Annotated in this window: 15 protein-coding genes, 1 pseudogene and 1 riboswitch; of the genes and pseudogenes, 7 read left to right on the forward strand and 9 right to left on the reverse strand. The window is 71.4% G+C overall.

The window, feature by feature from the left end:
* Positions 1-2: 2 nt before the first annotated feature.
* The 9 genes and pseudogenes from hprK to OV090_RS33080 form a co-directional block, all read right to left on the reverse strand.
* On the reverse strand, positions 3-1,034 hold the full coding sequence (gene hprK, locus OV090_RS33040; protein WP_267708658.1) for an HPr(Ser) kinase/phosphatase: 1,032 nt from the start codon (positions 1,032-1,034) through the stop codon (positions 3-5).
* Between the two features lie 68 nt (positions 1,035-1,102).
* Positions 1,103-1,759, reverse strand: coding sequence for a ribosome-associated translation inhibitor RaiA (gene raiA / locus OV090_RS33045; protein ID WP_267708659.1), 657 nt, complete (start codon positions 1,757-1,759; stop codon positions 1,103-1,105).
* A 95-nt stretch (positions 1,760-1,854) separates the two neighbouring features.
* Positions 1,855-3,339 (reverse strand): RNA polymerase factor sigma-54, encoded by a 1,485-nt coding sequence (gene rpoN / locus OV090_RS33050; RefSeq protein WP_267708660.1) that lies wholly within the window; start codon positions 3,337-3,339, stop codon positions 1,855-1,857.
* A gap of 200 nt (positions 3,340-3,539) precedes the next feature.
* Complete coding sequence (locus tag OV090_RS33055) at positions 3,540-5,171, reverse strand: CTP synthase (protein WP_267708661.1); 1,632 nt, start codon at positions 5,169-5,171, stop codon at positions 3,540-3,542.
* Positions 5,172-5,267: 96 nt separating this feature from the next.
* Entirely contained in the window at positions 5,268-6,779 is a 1,512-nt protein-coding gene (locus tag OV090_RS33060) for an acetyl-CoA carboxylase biotin carboxylase subunit (protein WP_267708662.1), read from the reverse strand.
* Positions 6,780-6,824: 45 nt separating this feature from the next.
* The gene (locus OV090_RS33065; RefSeq protein ID WP_267708663.1) at positions 6,825-7,160 is read right to left on the reverse strand and encodes a hypothetical protein; all 336 of its coding nucleotides are present in this window, start codon (positions 7,158-7,160) and stop codon (positions 6,825-6,827) included.
* Positions 7,161-7,561: 401 nt separating this feature from the next.
* Positions 7,562-7,735 (reverse strand): annotated as a pseudogene (rpoZ, locus tag OV090_RS51100) (DNA-directed RNA polymerase subunit omega); the annotation flags it as partial.
* Positions 7,736-7,824: 89 nt separating this feature from the next.
* A complete protein-coding gene (locus OV090_RS33075; protein WP_224194965.1) occupies positions 7,825-8,256 on the reverse strand; it encodes a DUF533 domain-containing protein in 432 nt (143 codons plus the stop codon).
* Positions 8,257-8,419: 163 nt separating this feature from the next.
* On the reverse strand, positions 8,420-10,069 hold the full coding sequence (locus OV090_RS33080) for a hypothetical protein (RefSeq protein WP_267708664.1): 1,650 nt from the start codon (positions 10,067-10,069) through the stop codon (positions 8,420-8,422).
* 177 nt (positions 10,070-10,246) lie between these two features.
* Positions 10,247-10,478: riboswitch (cobalamin riboswitch) on the forward strand.
* 245 nt (positions 10,479-10,723) lie between these two features.
* Here OV090_RS33080 and OV090_RS33085 point away from each other — a divergent pair.
* The 7 genes from OV090_RS33085 to OV090_RS33115 all read left to right on the forward strand — a co-directional run bounded on the left by OV090_RS33085 (position 10,724) and on the right by OV090_RS33115 (position 20,648).
* Positions 10,724-12,907, forward strand: coding sequence for a TonB-dependent receptor (locus tag OV090_RS33085; protein ID WP_267708665.1), 2,184 nt, complete (start codon positions 10,724-10,726; stop codon positions 12,905-12,907).
* A complete protein-coding gene (locus OV090_RS33090) occupies positions 12,904-14,145 on the forward strand; it encodes a hypothetical protein (RefSeq protein ID WP_267708666.1) in 1,242 nt (413 codons plus the stop codon). Before OV090_RS33085 ends, OV090_RS33090 begins: the two co-directional genes overlap by 4 nt.
* A 19-nt stretch (positions 14,146-14,164) precedes the next feature.
* Positions 14,165-15,379: a hypothetical protein gene (locus OV090_RS33095; RefSeq protein WP_267708667.1), complete on the forward strand. Its 1,215-nt coding sequence runs from the start codon at positions 14,165-14,167 to the stop codon at positions 15,377-15,379.
* A gap of 137 nt (positions 15,380-15,516) precedes the next feature.
* Entirely contained in the window at positions 15,517-16,392 is an 876-nt protein-coding gene (locus OV090_RS33100) for an ABC transporter substrate-binding protein (protein WP_267708668.1), read from the forward strand.
* On the forward strand, positions 16,389-17,390 hold the full coding sequence (locus tag OV090_RS33105) for an iron ABC transporter permease (protein WP_267708669.1): 1,002 nt from the start codon (positions 16,389-16,391) through the stop codon (positions 17,388-17,390). The genes OV090_RS33100 and OV090_RS33105 overlap by 4 nt, the downstream gene beginning before the upstream one ends.
* Positions 17,391-17,894: 504 nt before the next feature.
* Positions 17,895-18,944 carry a hypothetical protein gene (locus OV090_RS33110; RefSeq protein ID WP_267708670.1) on the forward strand — a complete coding sequence of 350 codons (1,050 nt, stop codon included), beginning with the start codon at positions 17,895-17,897 and terminating at the stop codon, positions 18,942-18,944.
* A gap of 198 nt (positions 18,945-19,142) precedes the next feature.
* Positions 19,143-20,648, forward strand: coding sequence for a hypothetical protein (locus tag OV090_RS33115; RefSeq protein WP_267708671.1), 1,506 nt, complete (start codon positions 19,143-19,145; stop codon positions 20,646-20,648).
* Positions 20,649-20,819 lie beyond the last annotated feature (171 nt).

Consider the following 20,819-nt stretch of genomic DNA (forward strand, 5'->3'; position numbering starts at 1 on the left):
GGCTACTCGACCTCGGGGGAAGGCACCGCGCCCGAGCTGGCTCGCGGGGTCGGGACCGGGACGTCGGGGCCGGGCGAGCGGATGTTGGCACCGCGAGCGCTGGCGGCGATCCGGGCGTTGATCTTCTCCTGGAACTCGCGCGCCGAGTCGTGACCGCGGAACTTCAGCACCTGGTTGCGGGCGACGACCTCGATCAGCGAGGCGATGTTGCGCCCGGGTCGCAGCGGGATCCTGGCCAACGGGACATCCACGCCGAGGATCGGCCACACCTGCGGCTCGGTGCCGAGGCGGTCGTAGTCCTCCTCCTGCGCCTCGCTGAGCTCGACGACGACCTCGATCTTCTTGTTGTCGCGGACCGCGGCGACGCCGAACAGGTGCGTGATGTTGAGGATCCCGAGGCCGCGGATCTCCATGTGGTGCTGATGCATCTCGAGGGCCGCGCCCCACACCGTGTCGGGCGGCCGCACCGAGACCTCGACGATGTCGTCGGCGACCAGGCGGTGGCCCTTGAGGATCAGGTCGAGCGCCGCCTCGCTCTTGCCGACGCCGCTGCGGCCGATCAGCAGCAGGCCGACGCCGAGCACGTCGATCAGCACGCCGTGGATGGTGGCGCGCGGCGACAGCAGATCCTCGAGCTTCCGCGTCAGGCGCGAGATGAAGACCGAGCTCATGAGCGGGCTGCGCAGCACCGGCACGCCGTGACGGCGGGCGACGTCCATCAGGAAGTCCGGCGGGTCGAGGCCGCGGGAGATCGCCAGGCAACACAGCGGCTTGCTGCAGAACGCCTCGAGGCCCGCCCTCGCCTGCTCCGGCGAGCAGCTGAGCAGGTAGTCGATCTCGGTGAGGCCGAGCACCTGGATCCGGTCGGGGAAGACGTGCTTGACGAAGCCGGACAGCGCGAGGCCGGGCTTCTGGATCCGCATGCTCGTGATCTTGCGGTCGAGCTCGCCCCAGTCGGACAGCAAGGTCAGCTGGAGCGGTTCGGCGGCGGCATCGAGGAATTTGCCGACCTCGATCGAGGCGTCTCTGCGCATGATGGGCGCAGTCTAGCAGGGGCCGCCCGGCGGGCGCGAGAGCCCGCCGGGGCGCGCCGCGCGGCCGGTCACGTGGCGGCGGCGGCCTCGGCCTCGCTCCCGTTGGGCTCGATGAGGCCGTAGTTGCCGTCTTCGCGCACGTAGACGACGTTGATCTCGCCGGACCCGGCGTTGGTGAACACGTAGAACTGCTTGTGCAGCAGGTTCATCTGCATGATGGCGCCCTCGACGGTCATGCGCTCGGTCGTGACCTCGGTCTGGCGGATGACGACGGGGCGCGACTCGGGCTTGGCGTGGCCGTTGCCGTTGGTGGCGAGGGCGGCGACGGTCGCGGCGGCCTCGGCGGCGGCGTCCTCCTCCTCGACGATCTGGTCGACCATGCTCTCGGCGGCGATGACCCCGAGGCGGACCTTGGCCGAGCGGCCCTCACTGCCCTTGTGGTGCTTGATCCGCGCCTTGTAGCGCCGGACCTGCCGCTCCATCTTGGCCAGCGCCATGTCGACCGAGGAGTACATGTTCTCGGTCGACTCCTGCGCGTGCAGCTGCAGGCCGTTGCGCAGGGTGACGTCGAAAGCGGCGATGTGCATCACCTTGTCGACGGTGAACGTGCAGCTCACCCGCAACGGTTCGGCGAAGTAGCGCTTGATCTTCTCGAGGCGCTCCTCGGCGTAGCCGCGCAGGGCGGTTGAAGACTCCATCTGGCGGAAAACGAAGTGAGTCTGCATCGATCGGGCACCTTCTTGGTGGGTTTGGCTCCGGCCGTGGCCGGCTTCTTCTGATTGTCTGACCGCAAGGCCAGGAAAGGCCAGGCAAATCGGGCTTAAAAGAGCTTACGGCGTTTCGCGCTGGAGAGCACGCCGAGTTGCTCGCGGTACTTGGCGACCGTCCGCCGGGCGATGTCGATGCCTTCCTCCTGCAAGAGCTCGACGAGCCGCTGATCACTGTACGGATGAGCCTCGTCCTCGAGGTCGATGAGCTTCTTGATGCGCTCCTTGACGGCCTCGCTGGCGAGGTCGTCGCCGGTCGTACGGCTGATGCCGGCGTTGAAGAAATACTTGAGCTCGAAGATTCCCTGCGGGGTGTGGACGTATTTGTTGGTCGTGACCCGCGAGACCGTCGACTCGTGCATCTCGATGTCCTCGGCGACATCCTTGAGGATCAGCGGCCGCAGGTGCTGGGGGCCGCGCTCGAAGAACTCGCGCTGGAACTTGAGGATGCTGCGCGTGACCTTGACGATCGTGCGCTGGCGCTGCTGGATCGAGCGGATGAGCCACTGCGCCGAGCGCATGCGCTCGTGGATGTACTCCTTCGCCTTGGGGTGCTCCCCCACGGCCTCCTTGTAGAGGCCGCTGATCCGCAGCCGCGGCAGGCCGTCGTCGTTCAGCGTGACCACGAACTCTTCGCCCACCTTGATGATGTAGACGTCGGGCGTGATGTACTGCGGCGTCTCGACGCCGTAGGCCCGCGCCGGCCGCGGGTCCATGCCCATGATGACCTTGGTGGCCTCGTAGACCTCCTCGAGCGCCTCGCCGGTGTCCCTTGCGACGGCTTGATAATTGCGGATCTCGAGGTTGTGCAGGTGCTTGGCGATGATCGCCCGCACCAGCGGATCCTCGACCGGGTGCTCGGGGTGGTTGGCCTGCACCCACAGGCACTCGGCGAGGTTACGCGAGCCGATCGCCACCGGGTCGAGCTGCTGGATCTTCCGCACCAGGGTCTCGACCTTCAGCGTCGACACGCCGAGCTTGCGCGCGATCTGCGGGGCGCTCTCTTGCAGGTAACCCGCGGGCGACAGGCAGCGCACGATGTACTCGGCGACCTCCTCGCCGGTCTCGTCGAAGTTCGACAGGCGGACCTGCCACATCAGGTGCTCGGCCAGCGTCTCGGCGCGGGTCAGGGTCGCCTCGATCGAGGGGCCCTCCTCGTCGTCGTTGCTCGTGCGCGTCGCGCCCGCTGCCGAGGGCGGCATGTACTCCATCGAGTCGGCGTAGGCCTCCCAGTCGGCGCCCTCCTTCGGGACCTCGTCGGCCTTGACCTCGGGGGCGCTGCGCTCCGGCTCCGCCGCCGCCTGCTCCTGCTGCGGCGCGTCAACCGCGTCCTGCAGCTCGACCGAGCTCACCGGCTCCTCGGCGCTGGTCCCGATCTCGTGGGCCTCCTCGAGCAGCGGGTTCTCCATCAGCTCGCTGCGGACCAGGTCCACCAGCTCGGGCCGGGACAACTGCAGCAGCTTGATCGCCTGCTGGAGCTGCGGCGTCATCACGAGCTGCGTGCTCATCCGCAGGTCTTGGCGCATCTGAAGTGCCATGGTCCCTCGCCTCGCTAAACCGGTAATTTAGCAGAGCGTGCACCTGGAACCAACGGCGACCGGACGGGTGCCCCCCGCACCCACCTCGGACGCTCGCACGCGGTGACGAGCCGTTGATTTGTCGCGGCGCCGCGAATTGCAGCGCAATCCCCGGCCGGATCTTCCGGGGCCGCACGCCCCAAACCGGCCCCGCGGGGTCCTCAGGCGCGCTCGCGCTGGTACTGCAAAGACGCGGCGATGTACGCCGTAAACAACGGATGCGGCGCGGTCGGCCGGCTCTTGAACTCGGGGTGAAATTGGCAGCCGACGAAGAACGGGTGCCGGTCCTGCGGCAGCTCGATCATCTCGACGAGGGTGCCGTCAGGCGAACGACCGGACAGCACGAGTCCGCTGGCCTCGAGCTTCTCGCGGTAGCGGTTGTTGACCTCGTAGCGGTGGCGGTGACGCTCGGAGATCCTGCCGCGGCCGTAGATCCGCGCCGCCAGGCTGTCCGCGACGAGGTCGCAGTCGTAGGCGCCGAGCCGCATGGTCCCGCCCTTGTCGGCCACGTCCGCCTGCTCGGCCATCAGCGCGATCACGGCCCCGTCGAGCGAGGGGTCGAACTCGGTGCTGTGGGCCCCGGCGATGCCGCCGACGTGGCGCGCGAACTCGCAGACGGCCATCTGCATGCCGAGGCAGATGCCGAGGTACGGGATCTTGCGCTCGCGGGCGTAGCGGATCGCGGCGATCTTGCCCTCGCTGCCGCGCGAGCCGAAGCCGCCCGGGACCAGCACGCCGCCGAGCCCGCCGAGCAGCGCCTCGGCGCCCGAGGCCTGGATCTGCTCGGCATCGACGTAGACGATGTCGACCGCGGCGTTACAGGCGAGGCCGCCGTGGACCAGCGCCTCGTGCAGGCTCTTGTAGCTCTCGGCGAGGTCGACGTACTTGCCGACGATGCCGATCGAGACGCGATGCTGCGGGTGCTCGAGGGTGTGGACGATCCGCCGCCACTCCTCGAGCGGCGGCTCGCGGCTCCAGATGTTGAGCATCTCGCAGATCTTGTCGTCGAGGCCCTCGGCCCGCAAAACCATCGGGACCTTGTAGATGATGTCCTGGTCGGGCAGCGAGATGACGCTGTCGGCGCGCACGTTGGTGAACAGCGCCAGCTTGTCGCGCGTGCCCTTGCTGATCGGCTGCTCGGAGCGACACACCAGCAGGTCGGGCTGGATGCCGATCTCCCGCATCTTCATCACCGAGTGCTGGGTCGGCTTGGTCTTCAGCTCGCCGGCGGTGCGGATGAACGGCAGCAGCGTGAGGTGCACGAACACGGTGTCGCGCGGGTCGAGCGTCAGGCGCAGCTGGCGGATCGCCTCGAGGAACGGGAGGCTCTCGATGTCGCCGACGGTCCCGCCGATCTCGACGATCAGGAGGTCGAGCCCCTCGGCCGCCGCGAGGATGCAGCTGCGGATCTCGTTGGTCACGTGCGGGATGACCTGGACCGTCTGGCCGAGGTACTCGCCGCGCCGCTCCTTGCGGATCACGGCCTCGTAGATCTGTCCCGAAGTATAATTGCTGTGGCGCGACATCCGGTGCGAGACGAAGCGCTCGTAGTGACCCAGATCGAGGTCGGTCTCGGCGCCGTCGTCGGTGACGAACACCTCGCCGTGCTGGGTCGGGTTCATCGTGCCGGGGTCGACGTTGAGGTACGGATCGAGCTTCTGCAGGCCGATGTTGAGCCCGCGCGCCTCGAGCAGCGCGCCCATCGATGCTGCGCAGAGACCCTTGCCCAGCGAGGAAACGACGCCGCCCGTGACGAAGATGAACTTGGTGTGCTTCCCGCGACTTGATGCCACGGGCGAGTGGTATGGCAAAAAAGCGCGGCCGGATCCATCGCCGTCGCCGCGTGCCTAGCTCACGCGACGACGCAGAAAAATCGGGCTCGCAAGATTTCAGCCGCGCCAGCGGGCCGAGCGGCGCCAGGCCGACACGTCGGCTTCGCCGCCTTGAGTCGACGCACCACGCGACAGCGACTCCGCCGCTCGCACCGCGGCGGCCGCAGCGATCGCCCGCGCGTCGGCCTCGCTCGGGACGTGCTCGGCGACGAGGTCGGGGTGCTTGTCGATGTAGCGGGTCGAGAAGTCGCCGGCGAGGAAGTCGGGCTCGTCCAGGCAGCGCAGGTGGAACGCGAGGTTGGTCTCGATGCCGAGGACCACCGTCTCGCGCAGCGCCTCCCGCATGCGGGCCAGCGCCGCGGCGCGGTCGGGGCCCCAGGTGGTGATCTTGGCGATCATCGGATCGTAGAAGCGCGAGACGACGCTGCCCGAGGCGACGGCGGTGTCGATGCGGATGTTGGCGCCGACCGGCCAGCGGACCAGCCGCACGAGCCCCGGCGAGGGCAGGAACTTGCGCGGGTCCTCGGCGTAGACGCGGCACTCGACCGCGTGCCCGCGCAGCTCGACGTCGGCCTGGGTGTAGCCGAGCGGCTGGCCGGCGGCGACGCGGATCTGGTCCCACACGAGGTCGCGCCCGCAGGTCGCCTCGGTGACCGGGTGCTCGACCTGCAGCCGCGTGTTCATCTCGAGGAAGTAGAAGCGCGGGCCCTTGGCTGTCTCTTCGAACAGGAACTCGACGGTGCCGGCGCCGGTGTAGTCGACGGCCTTGGCCGCGCGCACCGCCACCTCGCCCATGGCCTGGCGCACCGCGGGGGTCATCTGCGGGCTCGGGCTGGGGCTCTCCTCGATCACCTTCTGGTGGCGCCGCTGGACCGAGCAGTCGCGCTCGTTGAGGTAGACGGTCTCGCCGAACTGGTCGGCCATCAGCTGGATCTCGACGTGGCGCGCGCTCAGCACCGCCCGCTCCATCAGCATGCGGTCGTCGCCGAACGAGGCCTTGGCCTCGCGCGCGGCGCCCTCGTAGGCCCGCCGCAGCTCGGAGGCCTCGTGCACGATCCGCATGCCCTTGCCGCCGCCGCCCGCCGAGGCCTTGAGCATCACCGGGAAGCCGATCTCGCGGGCCGCGGCCTCGGCCTGCTCGGCGTCGGCGATGTCATCGAAGCCCGGCACCACCGGCACGCCGGCCTCGCGCATCGCCTTGCGCGCGCCGGCCTTGTCGCCCATCACGTTCATCGCGTGCGCGCTCGGGCCGATGAACACCACGCCCGCTTCCTTGCACGCCTCGACGAAGTAGGCGCGCTCGCTGAGGAAGCCGTAGCCGGGGTGGATGGCCTCCGCGCCGGTCGCCTTGGCGGCGGCGAGGATCCGTTCCACGCGCAGGTAACTTTCGGCGGCCGGTGCGGCGCCGATGTGGACCGACTCGTCGGCCATGGTGGTGTGCAGGGCGTCTCGGTCGGCGTCGCTGTACACGGCCACGGTGGCGATCCCACGCTCGGCGCAGGTCCGGAACACACGCAGGGCGATCTCACCGCGGTTGGCGACCAGGATCTTGCGAAAAGGCGGCGTCATGGCAGAACGCCGGATCGGTAGCACAAAACGCCGGACGGCGCGGCCTCAGCGATGCGCGCGCGCCGGCTGCCACGGACCGAGCGCTCCGGGCTGCTCCGGCGGCGTTTCGGGCTGATGGGCCGCGCCGGCGTCGACGGCCGGCGGGGCGACGGCCGGCTTCATGGATGCTTCTTCATTCTCGCTGCCCTGCCCGCCCGCGGCGCTCACCGGCCGCTCGGTCACGCCGATAGGGGTCGCCATCGGCGGCGGCGGCGGGGTCGGCCACAACGGCGGCGGGGTCTTGTCGACGCAGCCGGCCGGCGCAAGAAGCACGAACGGCCCGAACAGCGCGGCGAGCACCCCTGCGGTGCTGCGGCGCGAGTTCGGGCCGGACGGACGCACGGGCACCTTCTCGGCTACTCGTCGTCCTCTTCGGCCGCGTCGCCGGAGAGCTCCTCGTCGTCGAGGCCCGCGTCGTCGAGGTCCTCGAGGCCGGCGGCGTCGTCGAGGTCGGGGGCCGGCCCCAGCTCCTCTTCCTCCTCGGCCTCGGCCTCGGGCTCGGCCTCGGTCTCCTCGACGTCGACGTTCTCGTCGCCCTCGGTGGTCTCGGGGGCCATGCCGACCTTCTCGAAGTCCGCGGTGAGCTCGGGGATGGTGTCACCCTCTTCCGACTCCTCCTCGCCCTCGATGACGCTGAAGGCCGCGGCCTCGAGGAAGGTGTTGTCGTTGCTGGTGAGCTTGAGCTTCTGGCGCTGCTCCTCGATGTACTCGAGCATGACGCCGGTGATCTGCTCCTGGTAGCGGACCTGGCCGCCCTCGATCTCGCGGAGGGCGGTCACGGCCTGCTTGTTGTCGCATGCGACCTGCGCGGTGCCCTTCCCCTCCAGCAGCGCCCGAGCCCGACGGGCGGCGAGGATCGTGAGGGCGAAGCGGTTGGGGATCAGCTCGAGGCAGTCTTCGACGGTGACGCGGGCCATGGGGGGCGGAGTATGGGGGGTGAGGGGCGAAGGCGCAAGTCCCGGCCGGGCGGCTCAGAACGGCCGCCCGCGCCAGAAACGGCGGCGACTCACATCTCGATGAGGAGCTGCTGGCCGCGCTCGCGCAGGTCGAGGGTGTCGCGGACCCAGGCGATGAAGGCGGTGGCGTGCTCCCGGCGGAAGTTGAACGCCTCGGCCAGGAACAGCAGCGCTTCCATCTCGCCGTCGACGATCTTGTTGTCGGCGAGGGCGGCGCAGACCGCCTGGTAGAACAGGAAGATCCGCGCCTCGCGGTGCTGGACCGATCGCGCCACGTTGGACAGATCGGACGGGTGGGAGAACTCGCGCCGGACCAGGTCGCGCTCCTCGGGGAGGAGCATCATCTGTCCCATCAGCTCCTCGACGAAGTGGCGCTCGCTGTCGGAGACCTGGTTGTCGCGGGATGCCATGATCGCCACGGCGCGGGCGACAGCCACCTGCTCCTCGGGGGTGATGAGCTCTGCGATCGGGAAGTCGAGCATCCGCTTACTCCAGTGGGCCCAGGCTAACCCAAGTCCAAGGTCCTGGATAGCCGGCGCGGGCGCGCGTCCGCGGGCTAGAAATCACTGGCCGCCGCGCCGTGACAGGCGAGCGGACCGCGCGCCGCAGCCGCGCGCGGAGTAGATCTCCCGCGCGGCCTACCCCTTACTCGGCAGCCTTGAAGTAGTCCGGGCGGTGAAGCCAGCGGACGGCCGTCGGCTCGACGGCGCTGTCGCCCTCGGGCGCGCGCAAGGTGAAGCCCTGCAGCTGGCGACGATCGAAGTCGGCCGGCAGCGGCGCGACGATGTTGAGGGTGGTGCCGTGCGGCCGGACGCTGACCTGGGCGGCCACCGGCGTGGTGCCGTCGGCGAACTCGAAGTCGACGGTGTGGGTGGCGCTGCGCGGCTCGTCGTCGGCGATCGTGCCGGGCGCGGTCCACCACATCTCCTGGCCGTCGTCGATCGCGCCGAGGAGCAGGCCGCCCTCGCGATGATCGTCGCCCGGCGCCGGGGCGCCCTCGAGGTCCCACCCGCTGAGGGTGCGGATCCGCTGGTAGGTCGCGTTCCACTGCCAGTCGGACACCCACGTCGAGCCGCAGTAGCTCATGTAGTCGGAGTGCGTGCTCGGGTGACGCAGGCGGATGTCCTGGATGCCGAAGCCCCACACGCCGATGACGCCGTTGGCGTGCGGGTAGGTGCCGTCGTTGCCCTGCGAGTTGCCGCCGGGGCACTCGATGTGGCGCCGGCCCTGGGTGTGGCCGATCTCGTGGACGAAGGTGTCCGCGGCACCACCGTTGAGCTGACCCGCGGCGGCCCGGCGCGAGGCGTGGGACTTGTCGGGCCCGGTGATGTCGGCGGCGAGGCCGACGGTGCAACCGGACGAGATGCCGCCGCCGCCGCCGATGCACTCGCCGCAGTTGTCGAACAGGCCGTAGTAGTAGACGTTCGGATCGGCGCCCTCGGCGGTGCGCAGCTGGCTCATCTCGCTGACGAGCCGCGACAGCCCCTGGTACTCGGTCATGTTGAAGGTCACCGGGTACGGCTCGTGGACGGTGAACTCGAGCGACTCGAGCGCGTTCTGCTGGAACAGCGCCCGCTTGAACTCCTCCTCGATCGCAGCGCCGTCGACCTTCGCCTGGCAAGCGCCGAAGTTGTAGTCGACCGGCACGAGGACGACGCGCATGTTGGCGACCGCGTTCTCGATGCCGACGAAGGCGGTGCCGCTGTACGGCGCCTGCGGCGGCATGTCACCTTCGGGGCTGTCCTCCTGGCCAGGTGCCGTCTCCCACAGAGAGATGCTGTACTTGAGGCCAGGTTGGACGTGCTCCGCCTTGACGCCGAACGAGAAGGTGCTGGTGAGGTCGGAGTCGCGCGAGTCGTTCTCGACCAGCAGCTTGGCCTTGTAGACCTTGTCGACGCCGCCGCCGGTGAGGTGCAGCTGCGCCTCGAGCTCGCGCGGCACCCAGCCCTCGGGCAGCTTGACGTAGGCGCGGACCAGCGTGTCCCGCCGCGCCGGCAGGTAGGCCACGCGCTCGGCCCCGGCGACCTCTGCGCCGTCCTTGCCGATCATCACCGCCACGCCCGAGTTGGCCTCGACGCGGTCGATGACGATGCCGCCGCGCGCCGGGAACGGCTCGAACGGCTCGCCCGTGGTCGACTCGGCGGTGCTCTCGCCGGGCGGCTCGGAGTCGGTGCCGGTGGCGCTGGTGTCGCCCGTGTCGGGCCCTTCCGTACCCGAGTCACTGGCGGCGACCGAACACGCGGACGCGACCGACAGACAGAAGAGAGGCGCGAGAGCGATGGAGGAGCGCAGCATGTTTCGGAACTTACGTTTTTTTTATGGGGCTCTCAACTCGCAAAACCCCGGCAGATCCGGAAAAACGAGCCCAAATACGTGAGTCAGCGCGCGATCGCGCCGTTGACAATCGCGCGCCCGAAAGCGCAGTAAGGCCCTCGCCTCGCCCGAAAAACAGGTCCGAGGCGCGCTGCTTGACAAGCCATCCGCGCACGCGGTCGGGCTGGATCTCCAGCCCGGTTCGAAGAGGGAAATCGGTGCGGTGCCTCGACTCACGTCGGCGCGCCCAATCCGATGCGGCTCCCGCCACTGTGAACGGCGACGAGACCGGCGACCCCGTGAGGGGACCACTGCGGCCATGGGCCGTGGGAAGGCGCCGGTCGAGGATGACCCGTAAGCCAGGAGACCTGCCGTGTGCCACGTCCGTCCGCGCCTTTCGGCTGCGGCGGGAGGTCGCGGGAGGTCGACCTCGGGCGCGTTCGCGTGGCCCCACTCCTGCGATCCGCATGCACGGCTCCGTGCCGTGACGGCTCTCGACCTTCGAGAGCCTGGTGAGACGGGAGTTCACTCGCCATCGCCCTCGCCCCCTTCATACCGGGCCTCCGCGGCCTCGTCCGTGCCGTCGTCGCGGCGTTCGTCGTGTTTCCGAGCGCCGCCGCGCGCGGCCAGGCGCCCGTGAGCCGCGAGGCCGCAGCGCCCGCGCGCGAGTCCTCTCCTGCTTCGCCCGCACGCAAGCGCGGCGTCGCCGGGCCGTACCGCACCGTCGTGCGCGCCGGCGAGGGCGACGGTCTCGACGCCCAGCGCCGCCTCGACGCCCAGCGGCCCGGGTTTCACACCGCGATCGAGCTGGCCGCAGAGCGCGGCGCGCGGTCGGCCGACGGTCTGCCGGAGATCCTCGCGCGCAGCGCCGGCGCCACGGTGCGCAGCCTCGGCGGCCTCGGGCAGTACTCGGCGCTGTCGCTGCGCGGCTCGTCGGCGCAGCAGGTCGCCCTGTTCCTCGACGGCGTGCCCCTGTCGGCCGGCAGCGGCGGCGTGGTCAACCTCGCCGACCTGCCGCTCGACGCCCTCGGCGCGGTCACCATCTACCGCGGCCTGGTGCCGATCGCCTACGGCGGGGCCGCGCTCGGCGGTGCGGTCGACCTCGGCTCCGACCTGCGCTGCGCCCCCGAGCCTCGCCTGCGCGCGGTGGTCGGCGCCGGCTCGTTCGCCGCCCGCGAGGCCCGCGTCGGCGCCACCGTCCCGCTGCGGGCCAGGCCTTCGAGACATGTCCGTAAAAACATGTCCTATGCGCCATCAGCGGCCCACTGCCTCGACGTGCGCGTCGGCTACACCGGCTCGGCCGGCGACTTCCGCTTCTACAACATCGGCGAGACCCCGCTCGACCCGAGCGACGATCGCCTCGACCGCCGCGTCAACAACGGCTACGACCGCGCCCTGACCCAGGTCGCCGTCCACGGCCGCGTCGGCGACCTGCGCTACAGCGTGCAGGAGCTGGTGTTCGTCAAGGAGCAGGGCGTGCCGAGCATGGCGACCGGCGCCCAGGCCCGCCACACCCGGCTCGGCACGGTGTCGGCGCGGACGGTCGCGCGGGTCCGTCGGACCTGGCCGCAGGGACATGTCGAGGGCGTGTTCGGCGTCCTCGCCGAGCAGGCCCGCTTCCGCGACCCGGTCGGCGAGATCGGCCTCGCCCGCGACGACCAGCGCACGCGCGCGCTCGACCTCTACGCCTCGCCGCGCGGCCGCGTCCGCGTGTGGCGGGGCGCCGAGCTCGGCCTGGTCGCCGACGTGCGCGGCGAGCTCGTCCGCGTCGACGAGCGGGCCGCCTCCACCGGTCCGCTCGGGGCCACCGGCGACGCCGACCGCCGGCGCGTGGCCGGCGGCCTCGGCCTCGAGCTCGACCAGCGCCTGCTCGCCGGCCGCCTGCAGCTCGCCCCCGCGGTGCGGCTCGACGTCCTGCGCAGCGCCTTCGCCGTCCCGGCCGGCCAGGGCGAGCAGAGCGACGAGGGCCGCGATCACACCAGCGTCGGCGTGTCGCCGCGGCTCGGCATGCGCCTGTCCCTTCGGCCAGGTCTCAGCCTGCGCGCCAGCGCCGGCCGCTACTTCCGCCCGCCGACCCTGGTCGAGCTGTTCGGCGATCGCGGCTACGCCGTCGGCAACGAGGGGCTGCGGCCCGAGCGCGGCACCGGCCTCGACGGCGGCCTCGTCGTCAGCACCCCGCCGGCGCGCACCAGCCTGTACGCCCACGCGGCCGGGTTCGTCACCTGGTCGGAGGACCTGATCGCGTGGACGCAGACCGGCCCGTACCTGCGGCCGACCAACCTCGATCGCGCCCGCGTCGCGGGGCTCGAGGCCGCGGCCGCGCTGCGCCTTCTGGGCGGCGACCTCGAGCTACGCGGCAATTACACCCTGCTGGCCACCCGCAACGGCAGCGCCGAGCCATCGATGTTCGGCCAGCCGCTGCCCGGCCGCCCACGCCACGAGCTGTTCGTGCAGGTCGCCGCCGGTCACGCCTACGACCTGCGCGGCCGCGAGTTTACCCCGCGCCTCGGCGCCACGGTCGAGCACGCGGCGCGGACCTTCCTCGACCCGAGCGGCCGCTTCGAGGTCCCGGCGCGCACCGTCGTCGGCGCCTTCCTCGAGCTGCACCTGCTCGCGCGGATCCACCTCGCCCTCGAGGTCCGCAACTTGCTCGGGGCGCGCGTCGCCGCCTGGCGCCCGCCGGTCGCCGGCAGCCCGACGGTGACCGTCCCGATCAGCGACTTCTTCTTCTTCCCGCTCCCCGGCACCAGCCTCTGGACCACCCTGCGCGTCGACCTCCAGCCGCCGCGCCGCCCGCGAACCACCGAGAGACCGTCATGATCAGCCGCCCCGCCCTCCTCACCACCGCCCTCGCCCTCGCCGCCTGCAACCCCGCCAAGGGCGACACCGACAGCGACACCGACGCCGGCACCGACACCGATGGATCTGGCACGACGGACATGTCCCCGACGACAGGCGAGGCGCCGGTCGTGGTCGAGCTCGACGCCCCGTGCGACTTCGGGCCCGACGGCGCGACCGAGCTCGCGCTGATCACCAACGACTTCGTCGCTCCGGCCGGGCTCGGGCGGGTCGCGGTCGGCGACCTCAGCGTCACCGCCGACATCCTGCCCGCGACCACCGACACAGTGCTCGGCGCGACCGCCGACTGGCTGGTCATGGTCCACCGCTTCGGCCAGAACCGCATCGACGTGGTCGACCGCGCCGGCGAGTGGCTGCTGCGCGGCTCGGTCGACGTCACCCACCCGGCCTCGGACGATCCCAACCCGCAGGGCGTCACCTTCGCCGCCGACGGCCTCGCCTACGTGCCGCTGTTCGCCGCGCCGGCGGTCCAGATCTACGACTTCTCGGCGGCCGACTCGTCGGCCTGGCTGCAGGGCGAGATCGACCTCTCGCCGGTCGCCGACGCCGACGGCAGCCCCGAGGCCGGGGTCGCGCTCGCGTGCGGCGGCGTGCTGTTCGTCGGCGTCCAGCGCCTCGTCGACTTCGCGCCGGTCGACAGCAGCTACCTCGTCGCCGTCGACCTGGCCGGCCGCACGGTCCTCGACCTCGACGACGCGACCGAGGGCGTCCAGGGCATCGCGCTGCTCGGCCCCTACCCCAAGCAGCTCCGCCGCGACCCCGCCGACGCCAGCGGCCACACCGCGCTGGTCCTGACCTCCGGCGTCGAGCGCGTCGACCTGTCCCGTGGGACATCCGAGTGGGCGGTCGCGCCCGAGGTCCTGGCCGAGGCCGGGATCGACGGCTTCGACCCGCAGGCCTTCGTGCTCGCGCAGGACGGCGCCTCGATCTTCCTCACCGCCACCGACGGCGAGTTCCCCAGCGCCGCGGTGTTCCAGGTCGGCCTCGACGGCGGCGAGCCGGCCGCGCCGATCAAGGTGCTCGCGGGCCTGAACTCCGGCGAGAAGATGCTCGAGCGGCTCGGCGGCAACCTGTGGATCGGCGACGCCAACTCGGCCGCTCCGCGCGTGCGCGTCTACGACCCCGCCACCCAGAACGAGCTGCTGGGCGACGGGCTCAAGACCGCGGTCGCGCCGTGGACCTTCATCCCCCTGCCCTGAGAGCCAGGTCCTCATGCACATGTCCGTTCGCACCTGTACTTTCGCGCTGGTCGTCGCGGCCTGCGACGTCGGCGGCGCGCCGGTCGAGGAGGGTCCGCCGGCCTCGGACGCGCCCCTGCCGATCGCCGGCTGGCCGCGCGAGGTCGGCGCCTGCGTCGGCGAGCCGGCCGCGCCGACCCGCCTGCTGGTGACGACCACCGACTTCGCCACCGGAGGCGTCAGCGCGGTGACTCTGGCCGACTTCCGGGCGGACGCCGACGTCGCGCTCGGCAGCACCGACGCCAAGCCGTTCTGGTTCGGCGGCCTCGCCTACGTGCTGCACCGTTACGGCCTCGACGCGCTGGACGTGCTCGACCCCGACGACGGCTTCCGCCTGCTGGCCCAGCGGGCCGTCGTCGCCGAGGATCCCGCGGTCGTCAGCGCCAACCCGCACGCGCTGGTGGTCGGCGAGGACGGCCGCGGCTACGTCTCGCTGTTCGGCGCCCCCGAGGTGCAGGTGTGGGACCTGGCCGATGAGACAGACCCCAGGTTGACCGGGCGCATCGACCTCGGCCGGCTCGCCGACGCCGACGGCAACCCCGAGGCCTCGGACCTGCTGCTGTGCGGCGGCGTCCTGTTCGTCGCCGTCGACCGCGTCGATCAGGACGCCGGCCTGGTGCCGAACGAGCCGCGGGCCCGCCTCGCCGCGGTCGACCTCGAGAGCGGCGCCGTCCACGACGTCGATCCGCAGACGCCCGGGGCCCAGGGCCTGGCGCTGCTCGGCGCGTGGGCCCGGCAGTTCCGCCTCGACCCCGCCGACCCCACCGGCCGCACCGCGCTGGTCTTGACCACCGGGCTGGAGCGCGTCGACCTGTCCTCGGGGACATCCGCGTGGGCGGTCAGCGAGGCGCGCCTGCAGGACGCCGGCCTGACCGACTACCGCCAGCCGCAGGCCTTCGACCTCGGGCCCGGCGGCGCCGACGTCTACCTCGCCGCCTACCGCGCCGACTTCGCCGAGCTGGCGCTGTTCCGCGCCGCGCTCGACCGCGACGAGCCGCTGGTCGAGCTCGCGGCCGGCCTGCAATCGGTCGAGCAGAGCCTCGAGGTCGTCGGCGACGTCCTCTACTTCGGCGACCGCGCACACGGGACCTCGGGCCTGCGCGCGTGGGACCTGCGCCAGGATCCGCCCGCGCCGCTGCCCGGCGCCCCGCTGGCGCTCGGCCTCGCCCCGTACGCGGCCGTGGCGATCCCGTGAGGGCCATGCCCGCGGACCGCGAGCGATCGTCGCCAGCCCCGTCGTGGACGCGCTCACGGGCCATCCCGACCGGCGCTCCCCTCGCGGCGGGCGAAAAGGGGTCGAAATGCCGCGCGCGCGGCACTAGACTGCCCGCGGTGCCGCGCGGCCTCGCTGTCCTTTTCGCCCTGTCTGCTTGTACAGGTGCGCCCGCGCCCGCGCGCGAGGTCGGCGACGCGCCCGCGCGCCGGATCGTCTCGCAGACGATCCTCGCCGACGAGGTCCTGTGGGCGCTCGGCCCGGCCGCGCAGGCCCGCGTCGTCGGCGTCAGCGCGCTCGCCGACGACCCGCGCTACTCCGGCGTCGCCGGGGTGTGGCCGCCCGCGACCCCGCGGCGCGCGCTCACCTCCGAGGGCCTGCTGGCGCTCGAACCCGATCTCGCGATCATCGCCAGCTTCACCTCGCCCGAGGTCCGCGAGCTGCTGGCCAGCCACGGCGTCCGCCTGCTCGAGTTCACCCGCTTCACCGGCTTCGCCGACTACCGCGCCCACGTGCGCCGGCTCGCCGCGGTGGTCGAGGACCCGCCCGCGGGCGAGCGCCTGCTCGCCGACCTCGACGCCCGCCTCGCCCGCCTGGCCGCCCGCCGCCCCGCCGCCCCGCTGGCCGCGATCAGCTGGGGCGACGGCCACGCCGCGGCCGGCGGCACCAGCTTCGACGACATCGCCGAGGCGGCTGGCCTTTCGAACCTGGCCAAAGAGAAAGGTCTCGAAGGACATGTCCCTGTGGCCCTGGAGCTGATGGTCTCGTGGGACCCGCCGGTGATCGTCATCGGCTGCCCGGCGGCCGAGCCCGACGATCCGGCCTGCCCCGCCGCCGAGGCGGCCGTCGCCGCGCTGCCGGGGGTGCGCGCGACCGCGGCCGCGCGCAGCGGGCGGATCTTCGCGGTGCCGGGGCGCGCGCTCGCCAGCACCGGCGAGGGGATGGCGCGGGCCGCGGAGATCTTGCAAGATCGCCTGCTCGCGGAGCGGCCGTGACGCGGACCACCTGGCTGGCCGCCGCCGCGATCCCGCTCGCGCTGCTCGTGTCTCTCGGGACAGGTCCGGGGGACATCGGCCTCGGCGAGGCCCTGGGCGTGATCGGCCGCCGCGTGCTCGGCGACGATCTCGGGCTGCGCGGCGCGATCGTGTGGGATCTGCGGCTGCCGCGGGCGCTGCTCGCCGGCCTCGTCGGCGCCGCCCTCGCGGCCGCGGGCGCGCTGTGCCAGGGCCTGTTCCGCAACCCGATGGCCGATCCGGGGGTCCTCGGCGTCAGCTCCGGGGCCGCGCTGTTCGCCGTCGTCGGCCTGCTGTTCGGCCTCGACCGCGCCGGGATGTGGGCGATCCCCGTCGTCGCCGCCGTCGGTGCCGCCGCGGCCATGGTCCTCCTGCTCGCGGCCGCCGGGCGACAGGCCAGCCTCGCCGTCCTCCTGCTCGCGGGCGTCGCCCTCGGGGCCCTGTGCTCGGCGCTGATCACCGTGTGTCAGGCCCTCGCCTCGCACCAGTGGGACTTCGGGCTCAAGGTCGTCTACTGGCTGATGGGCAGCTTCGAAGGCCGCAGCTGGCCGCACCTGTCGTGGGCCGTGCCCCCCTGCGGCCTCGGGCTCGCGCTGGCGCTGTGGCTGCGGCGCGATCTCGACGCGCTCCACCTCGGCAGCGACGCGGCTGCCTCGCTCGGCGTCGACCTGGCGCGCCTGCGGCTGCTCGTCGTCGTCGCCGTGGGCCTGCTCGTGGGCGCTGCGACCGCGCTGACCGGCGTATTGGCGTTCGTGGGCCTGGTCGCGCCGCACGTCGCTCGCATGTCCTCGGGGCCAGGTCATCGCCGGCTCGTCCCGCTCGCCGCGCTCGTCGGCGCGAGCGCGACCATCCTCGTCGACGCGATCGCTCGCTCGGCCAGCGGCGTCGTGATCCCTCCAGGAGTGATCACCAGCCTGGTGGGCGCGCCGTTCTTCTTGTGGTTGCTGCGGCGTCGTGGCCTGCGCGGACTCGCTGGCTGAGCGCGACGGTTGCACATGCATCGTCGTCGCGTGTCCGCGCGTCGATCGGACGAACGCGGTCAACTGACCGCACCGCAGCACGCGCACGCCGATCCGCGTGACTTTGTCTGAGCCAGAGCATGCGTTCCTGCGCTGCGCGAGGGTGGCGTGTTCGAGGCGCGTCGCGACGCATGCGGCTTTAAGACCTCGGCGATGATGTGCGCGACGTCGAAGTCGCACCACATACAACATCTTGGGTATACGCGTGCTGCGCTGTCCACAACTTGTGCCTGCAGCAAAGCGGACGCGCGGACACAGACGAGCGACTGTCACATTCTCACGCCGGTCGCTCGTGCACATGCACGCGACTGACGCGGCCGCACGCTCGCGCGCGCGGCAATTTCCTGCACGCGCGCACTGGACGGACCACCGCTTTCGGTTTCTTCTTGTCGGCCTGATGAGCCAAGGCGCCGAACCACCTCAGCGAGCTCAGCGGAGACGAAGGAGTGTTGCGGAATGAGATTGGTGCAACTGACAGCTCTGGCGTACATCGTCGCCGTCGTCACCGACGTCTTCGACGACGGAGCCAGCGCGGAAGCGGCCCACGAGGTCCGGTACGACGACGGCGACGACTTCGACGGCGACCTGAGCACAGTCGGCCGGACCGGCCCGAGCAGCCTGGACGAAGTTCTCAAGGCACCCACTCGCGTCGCCGCGCCGCTGGCTGCTGTGCCGGCAGCGACCGACGCGGACGAGACCGCGCAGGCCGCCGACCGCGCACAGGTCCAGCAGTTCCTACCTCGGCAGTGCGTTCACAGCGTCGACGAGCAGCGCCCGCGGCTGACGCGGAACGAGCAGAAACGGACCTATGCCGTGCTCGCCCACGTCGTCAAGCGGCTCAAGGCCAGCGACGATTTTCTCAAGCTGCTCCAGCTGGTCGCCGCGCGCGAATCGAGCCTGCAGCAGGGGCTCGTGCATCGCCTGTCGCCTGACCTGGAGGCCAGCCTACAAGCGTGGCGCAAGACCGCCAAGCTGTACGAGGGCAACCCGCACCACGCCGACGCCGAGCACTGGCAGACTTACGGCCTATTCGGCATGAACTCCAACTACTTCACGCAGGTTTGGGACAACCAGGCCGACCCCCGCGTCCTGTGCGACGCGATCGTCGACATCCTGGTCTACCGCCGCGCCGTCGCCCGCGTGATCAAGAAGGCGGGATCTGCCATCGAATGCACCGACGCCGCCGGCCGCACCTATCAGCACACGACCCGCGCGACGTGGGAGTCGGTGCATCGGGCCGTCAGCGGCGGCAAGCTGTGCCCGAGCAAGAACGAGAACGTCGCCGCGATCATGGGCAAGTACTTCCGCGGGCGCGCGGCCAAGTTCGGGCTCGACCCCGACAAGCAGGTCACCCTCAAGATGCTGGGCGCCGAGCCGGCCAAGGGCCTCGACGGGGCCGCCTGGGCCGACCAGGAGGCCATCGTCATGGGGCTGTGGGCCGAGCTGGAGGCCGAATGGGCCGAGAACCCGCCGGACGCCCCGGACCCGGTGAAGATCGCGCGCACCGGCTCCTGACCGGCGGACGGCCCCCGCGCACCCGGACCGGCTTCGGACCCGGCCGCCCGGCCTGCCCTGGAGAGGCCCGTACGGCCCCCCGTCCGCCGCCCCGGCAGCCTCCCCGGTCGCGGACGCGCGCCCTTCCCGCTGGCGGACGGGCGGCGCGCCCGCTATCTTGTGCCTGTGCTCGCTCGTACGTTGCACCTTAACTTATGGATGTTGACTGCGGCCCTCGCCGCGGCCGGATGTGACCCTTCGGACAGCCTCGGTCCGGAGCCCGGCCCGTCGGCGAAGCCAGGACCTGCGCTCGCGGCCCCCGAAGGCGGCGGCCAGCTGTGCGGCGACGACATCGAGCTCGACCTGCGGCGCTCGTTCGTCCTCAGCGAGTTCACGGTGGTGGAGCCCTTCACCTTCTCCCGGGTGATGCAGCAGATCCTGGACACCAGCCCCGCGCCTGCGGTCACGCCGACGGTCCTCTACCAGCGCTGGTGGGACTACTTCAACGAGAAGCCCGGCGTCCACCCCGACGCCTTCCACTGCGACGACGAGCTCGTCGACGGCTCACCGGGCATGGGCGCCTTCCCCCACGCCTGTCCGCGCCCCGAGGGCCGGCTCGCCGACACCGACCCGTTCAGCGACCCGCAGAACAACTTCGACTCGTACATCGCGCTCGGCGTGTTCAACCGCTTCGACCTCGCCCCGCTCGACGGCAGCAACTGCGGCGAGTACCGCATCGTGTTCGCCAAGCAGTCCGGCCTGTTCGATCCCAACGATCGCAACCTCATCATCTTCGAGGCCGCGCTGCCCAACCCGAACCCGAGCTGCGGCATCGAGGGTTGTCGACCGATCGCGCAGTTCTGGGCCGACCTCAGCGAGATCGACGACATCACCGAGATCCGCGACCGCGTCGAGGACTTCTACTTCGTCGACGCCGCCGGCGCCGGACCGGTCGTGCACGCCGACCACTACGGCCCCAAGGGCGGACAGATCCGCACCAACATGTTCATGAACGGGCCCAACGCCTGGCAGCTGCGCCAGTTCGAGTTCGTGCACGACTGCGGCGGCTCCGCCTGCATCAAGCCGACGCTGCTCAAGGACAACCCGTTCCCCGAGCTCTTCCAGGACGACTCGCCGTGGCCGGGCGCCGAGGCGTTCCAGGAGTGGTTCGTGCGCCAGGTGCCGAACCTCGAGAAGGCCGGCAGCAACCTGTTCTTCACCACCGACGTCGGCACCTTCGCCTCCGGCGCCAGCAACTCCGAGGGCGAGTTCGACAACTACCGCATCCAGTCCGGCTTCAGCGGCTCGTTCCGCGAGAAGATCCAGGACGCGATCACGCTGCCCGGCGTCACCGCCGACAACATCATCAACCGCGCGCTCTCGCTGTCGTGCGCCGGCTGTCACGAGCACAACAACTTCGGCGAGAACCTCGACTTCGGCGACGGCCTGCCGTGGGAGCCGAGCCTCGGGTTCGTGCACATCAGCGAGGAGTTCACCGCCGAGGGTCCGTTCGGCACGCGCTTCCCGCTGTCCGACGCGGTCCGCTTCGTGTTCCTCCCGCACCGCGGCGAGGTCATGCAGAACTTCCTCAGCGAGACCGCTTGCGAGCCCTGCACCGACAAGGGCGTCAAGCAGTTCGGCCCGCCCGACCCGAGCAAGTTCTTGCCCGACGGCTTCGACAGCGTCGAGGGCATGACCATCGGCGGCCCGCGCAGCGGCCACTGAGCGCGGTCGCCCTGGCGCCGCTCCGCGCGTGGCCGTCCTGTCGCGGGCCCGCGCCGCCGCGCGCGTGACCGTCATATTTCGGTCACGCGCCGTCACGCTCGTCGCGCACACGAGGCGACGTCAGCCGCCTGCGGCCCGCGGGAGCGAAGCGGAGCCGGCCCTGCGCGACCG

Origin of the sequence: Nannocystis sp. RBIL2 (assembly GCF_026626745.1) — a bacterium.
GTDB lineage: Bacteria > Myxococcota_A > Polyangia > Nannocystales > Nannocystaceae > Nannocystis.

Coding starts and splice junctions, on each gene's coding strand:
- hprK (WP_267708658.1), bottom strand. CDS start 1,034: ATGCGCAGAGACGCCTCGATCGAGGTCGGCAAATTCCTCGATGCCGCC.
- raiA (WP_267708659.1), bottom strand. CDS start 1,759: ATGCAGACTCACTTCGTTTTCCGCCAGATGGAGTCTTCAACCGCCCTG.
- rpoN (WP_267708660.1), bottom strand. CDS start 3,339: ATGGCACTTCAGATGCGCCAAGACCTGCGGATGAGCACGCAGCTCGTG.
- OV090_RS33060 (WP_267708662.1), bottom strand. CDS start 6,779: ATGACGCCGCCTTTTCGCAAGATCCTGGTCGCCAACCGCGGTGAGATC.
- OV090_RS33075 (WP_224194965.1), bottom strand. CDS start 8,256: ATGCTCGACTTCCCGATCGCAGAGCTCATCACCCCCGAGGAGCAGGTG.
- OV090_RS33080 (WP_267708664.1), bottom strand. CDS start 10,069: ATGCTGCGCTCCTCCATCGCTCTCGCGCCTCTCTTCTGTCTGTCGGTC.
- OV090_RS33090 (WP_267708666.1), top strand. CDS start 12,904: ATGATCAGCCGCCCCGCCCTCCTCACCACCGCCCTCGCCCTCGCCGCC.
- OV090_RS33095 (WP_267708667.1), top strand. CDS start 14,165: ATGTCCGTTCGCACCTGTACTTTCGCGCTGGTCGTCGCGGCCTGCGAC.
- OV090_RS33115 (WP_267708671.1), top strand. CDS start 19,143: ATGTTGACTGCGGCCCTCGCCGCGGCCGGATGTGACCCTTCGGACAGC.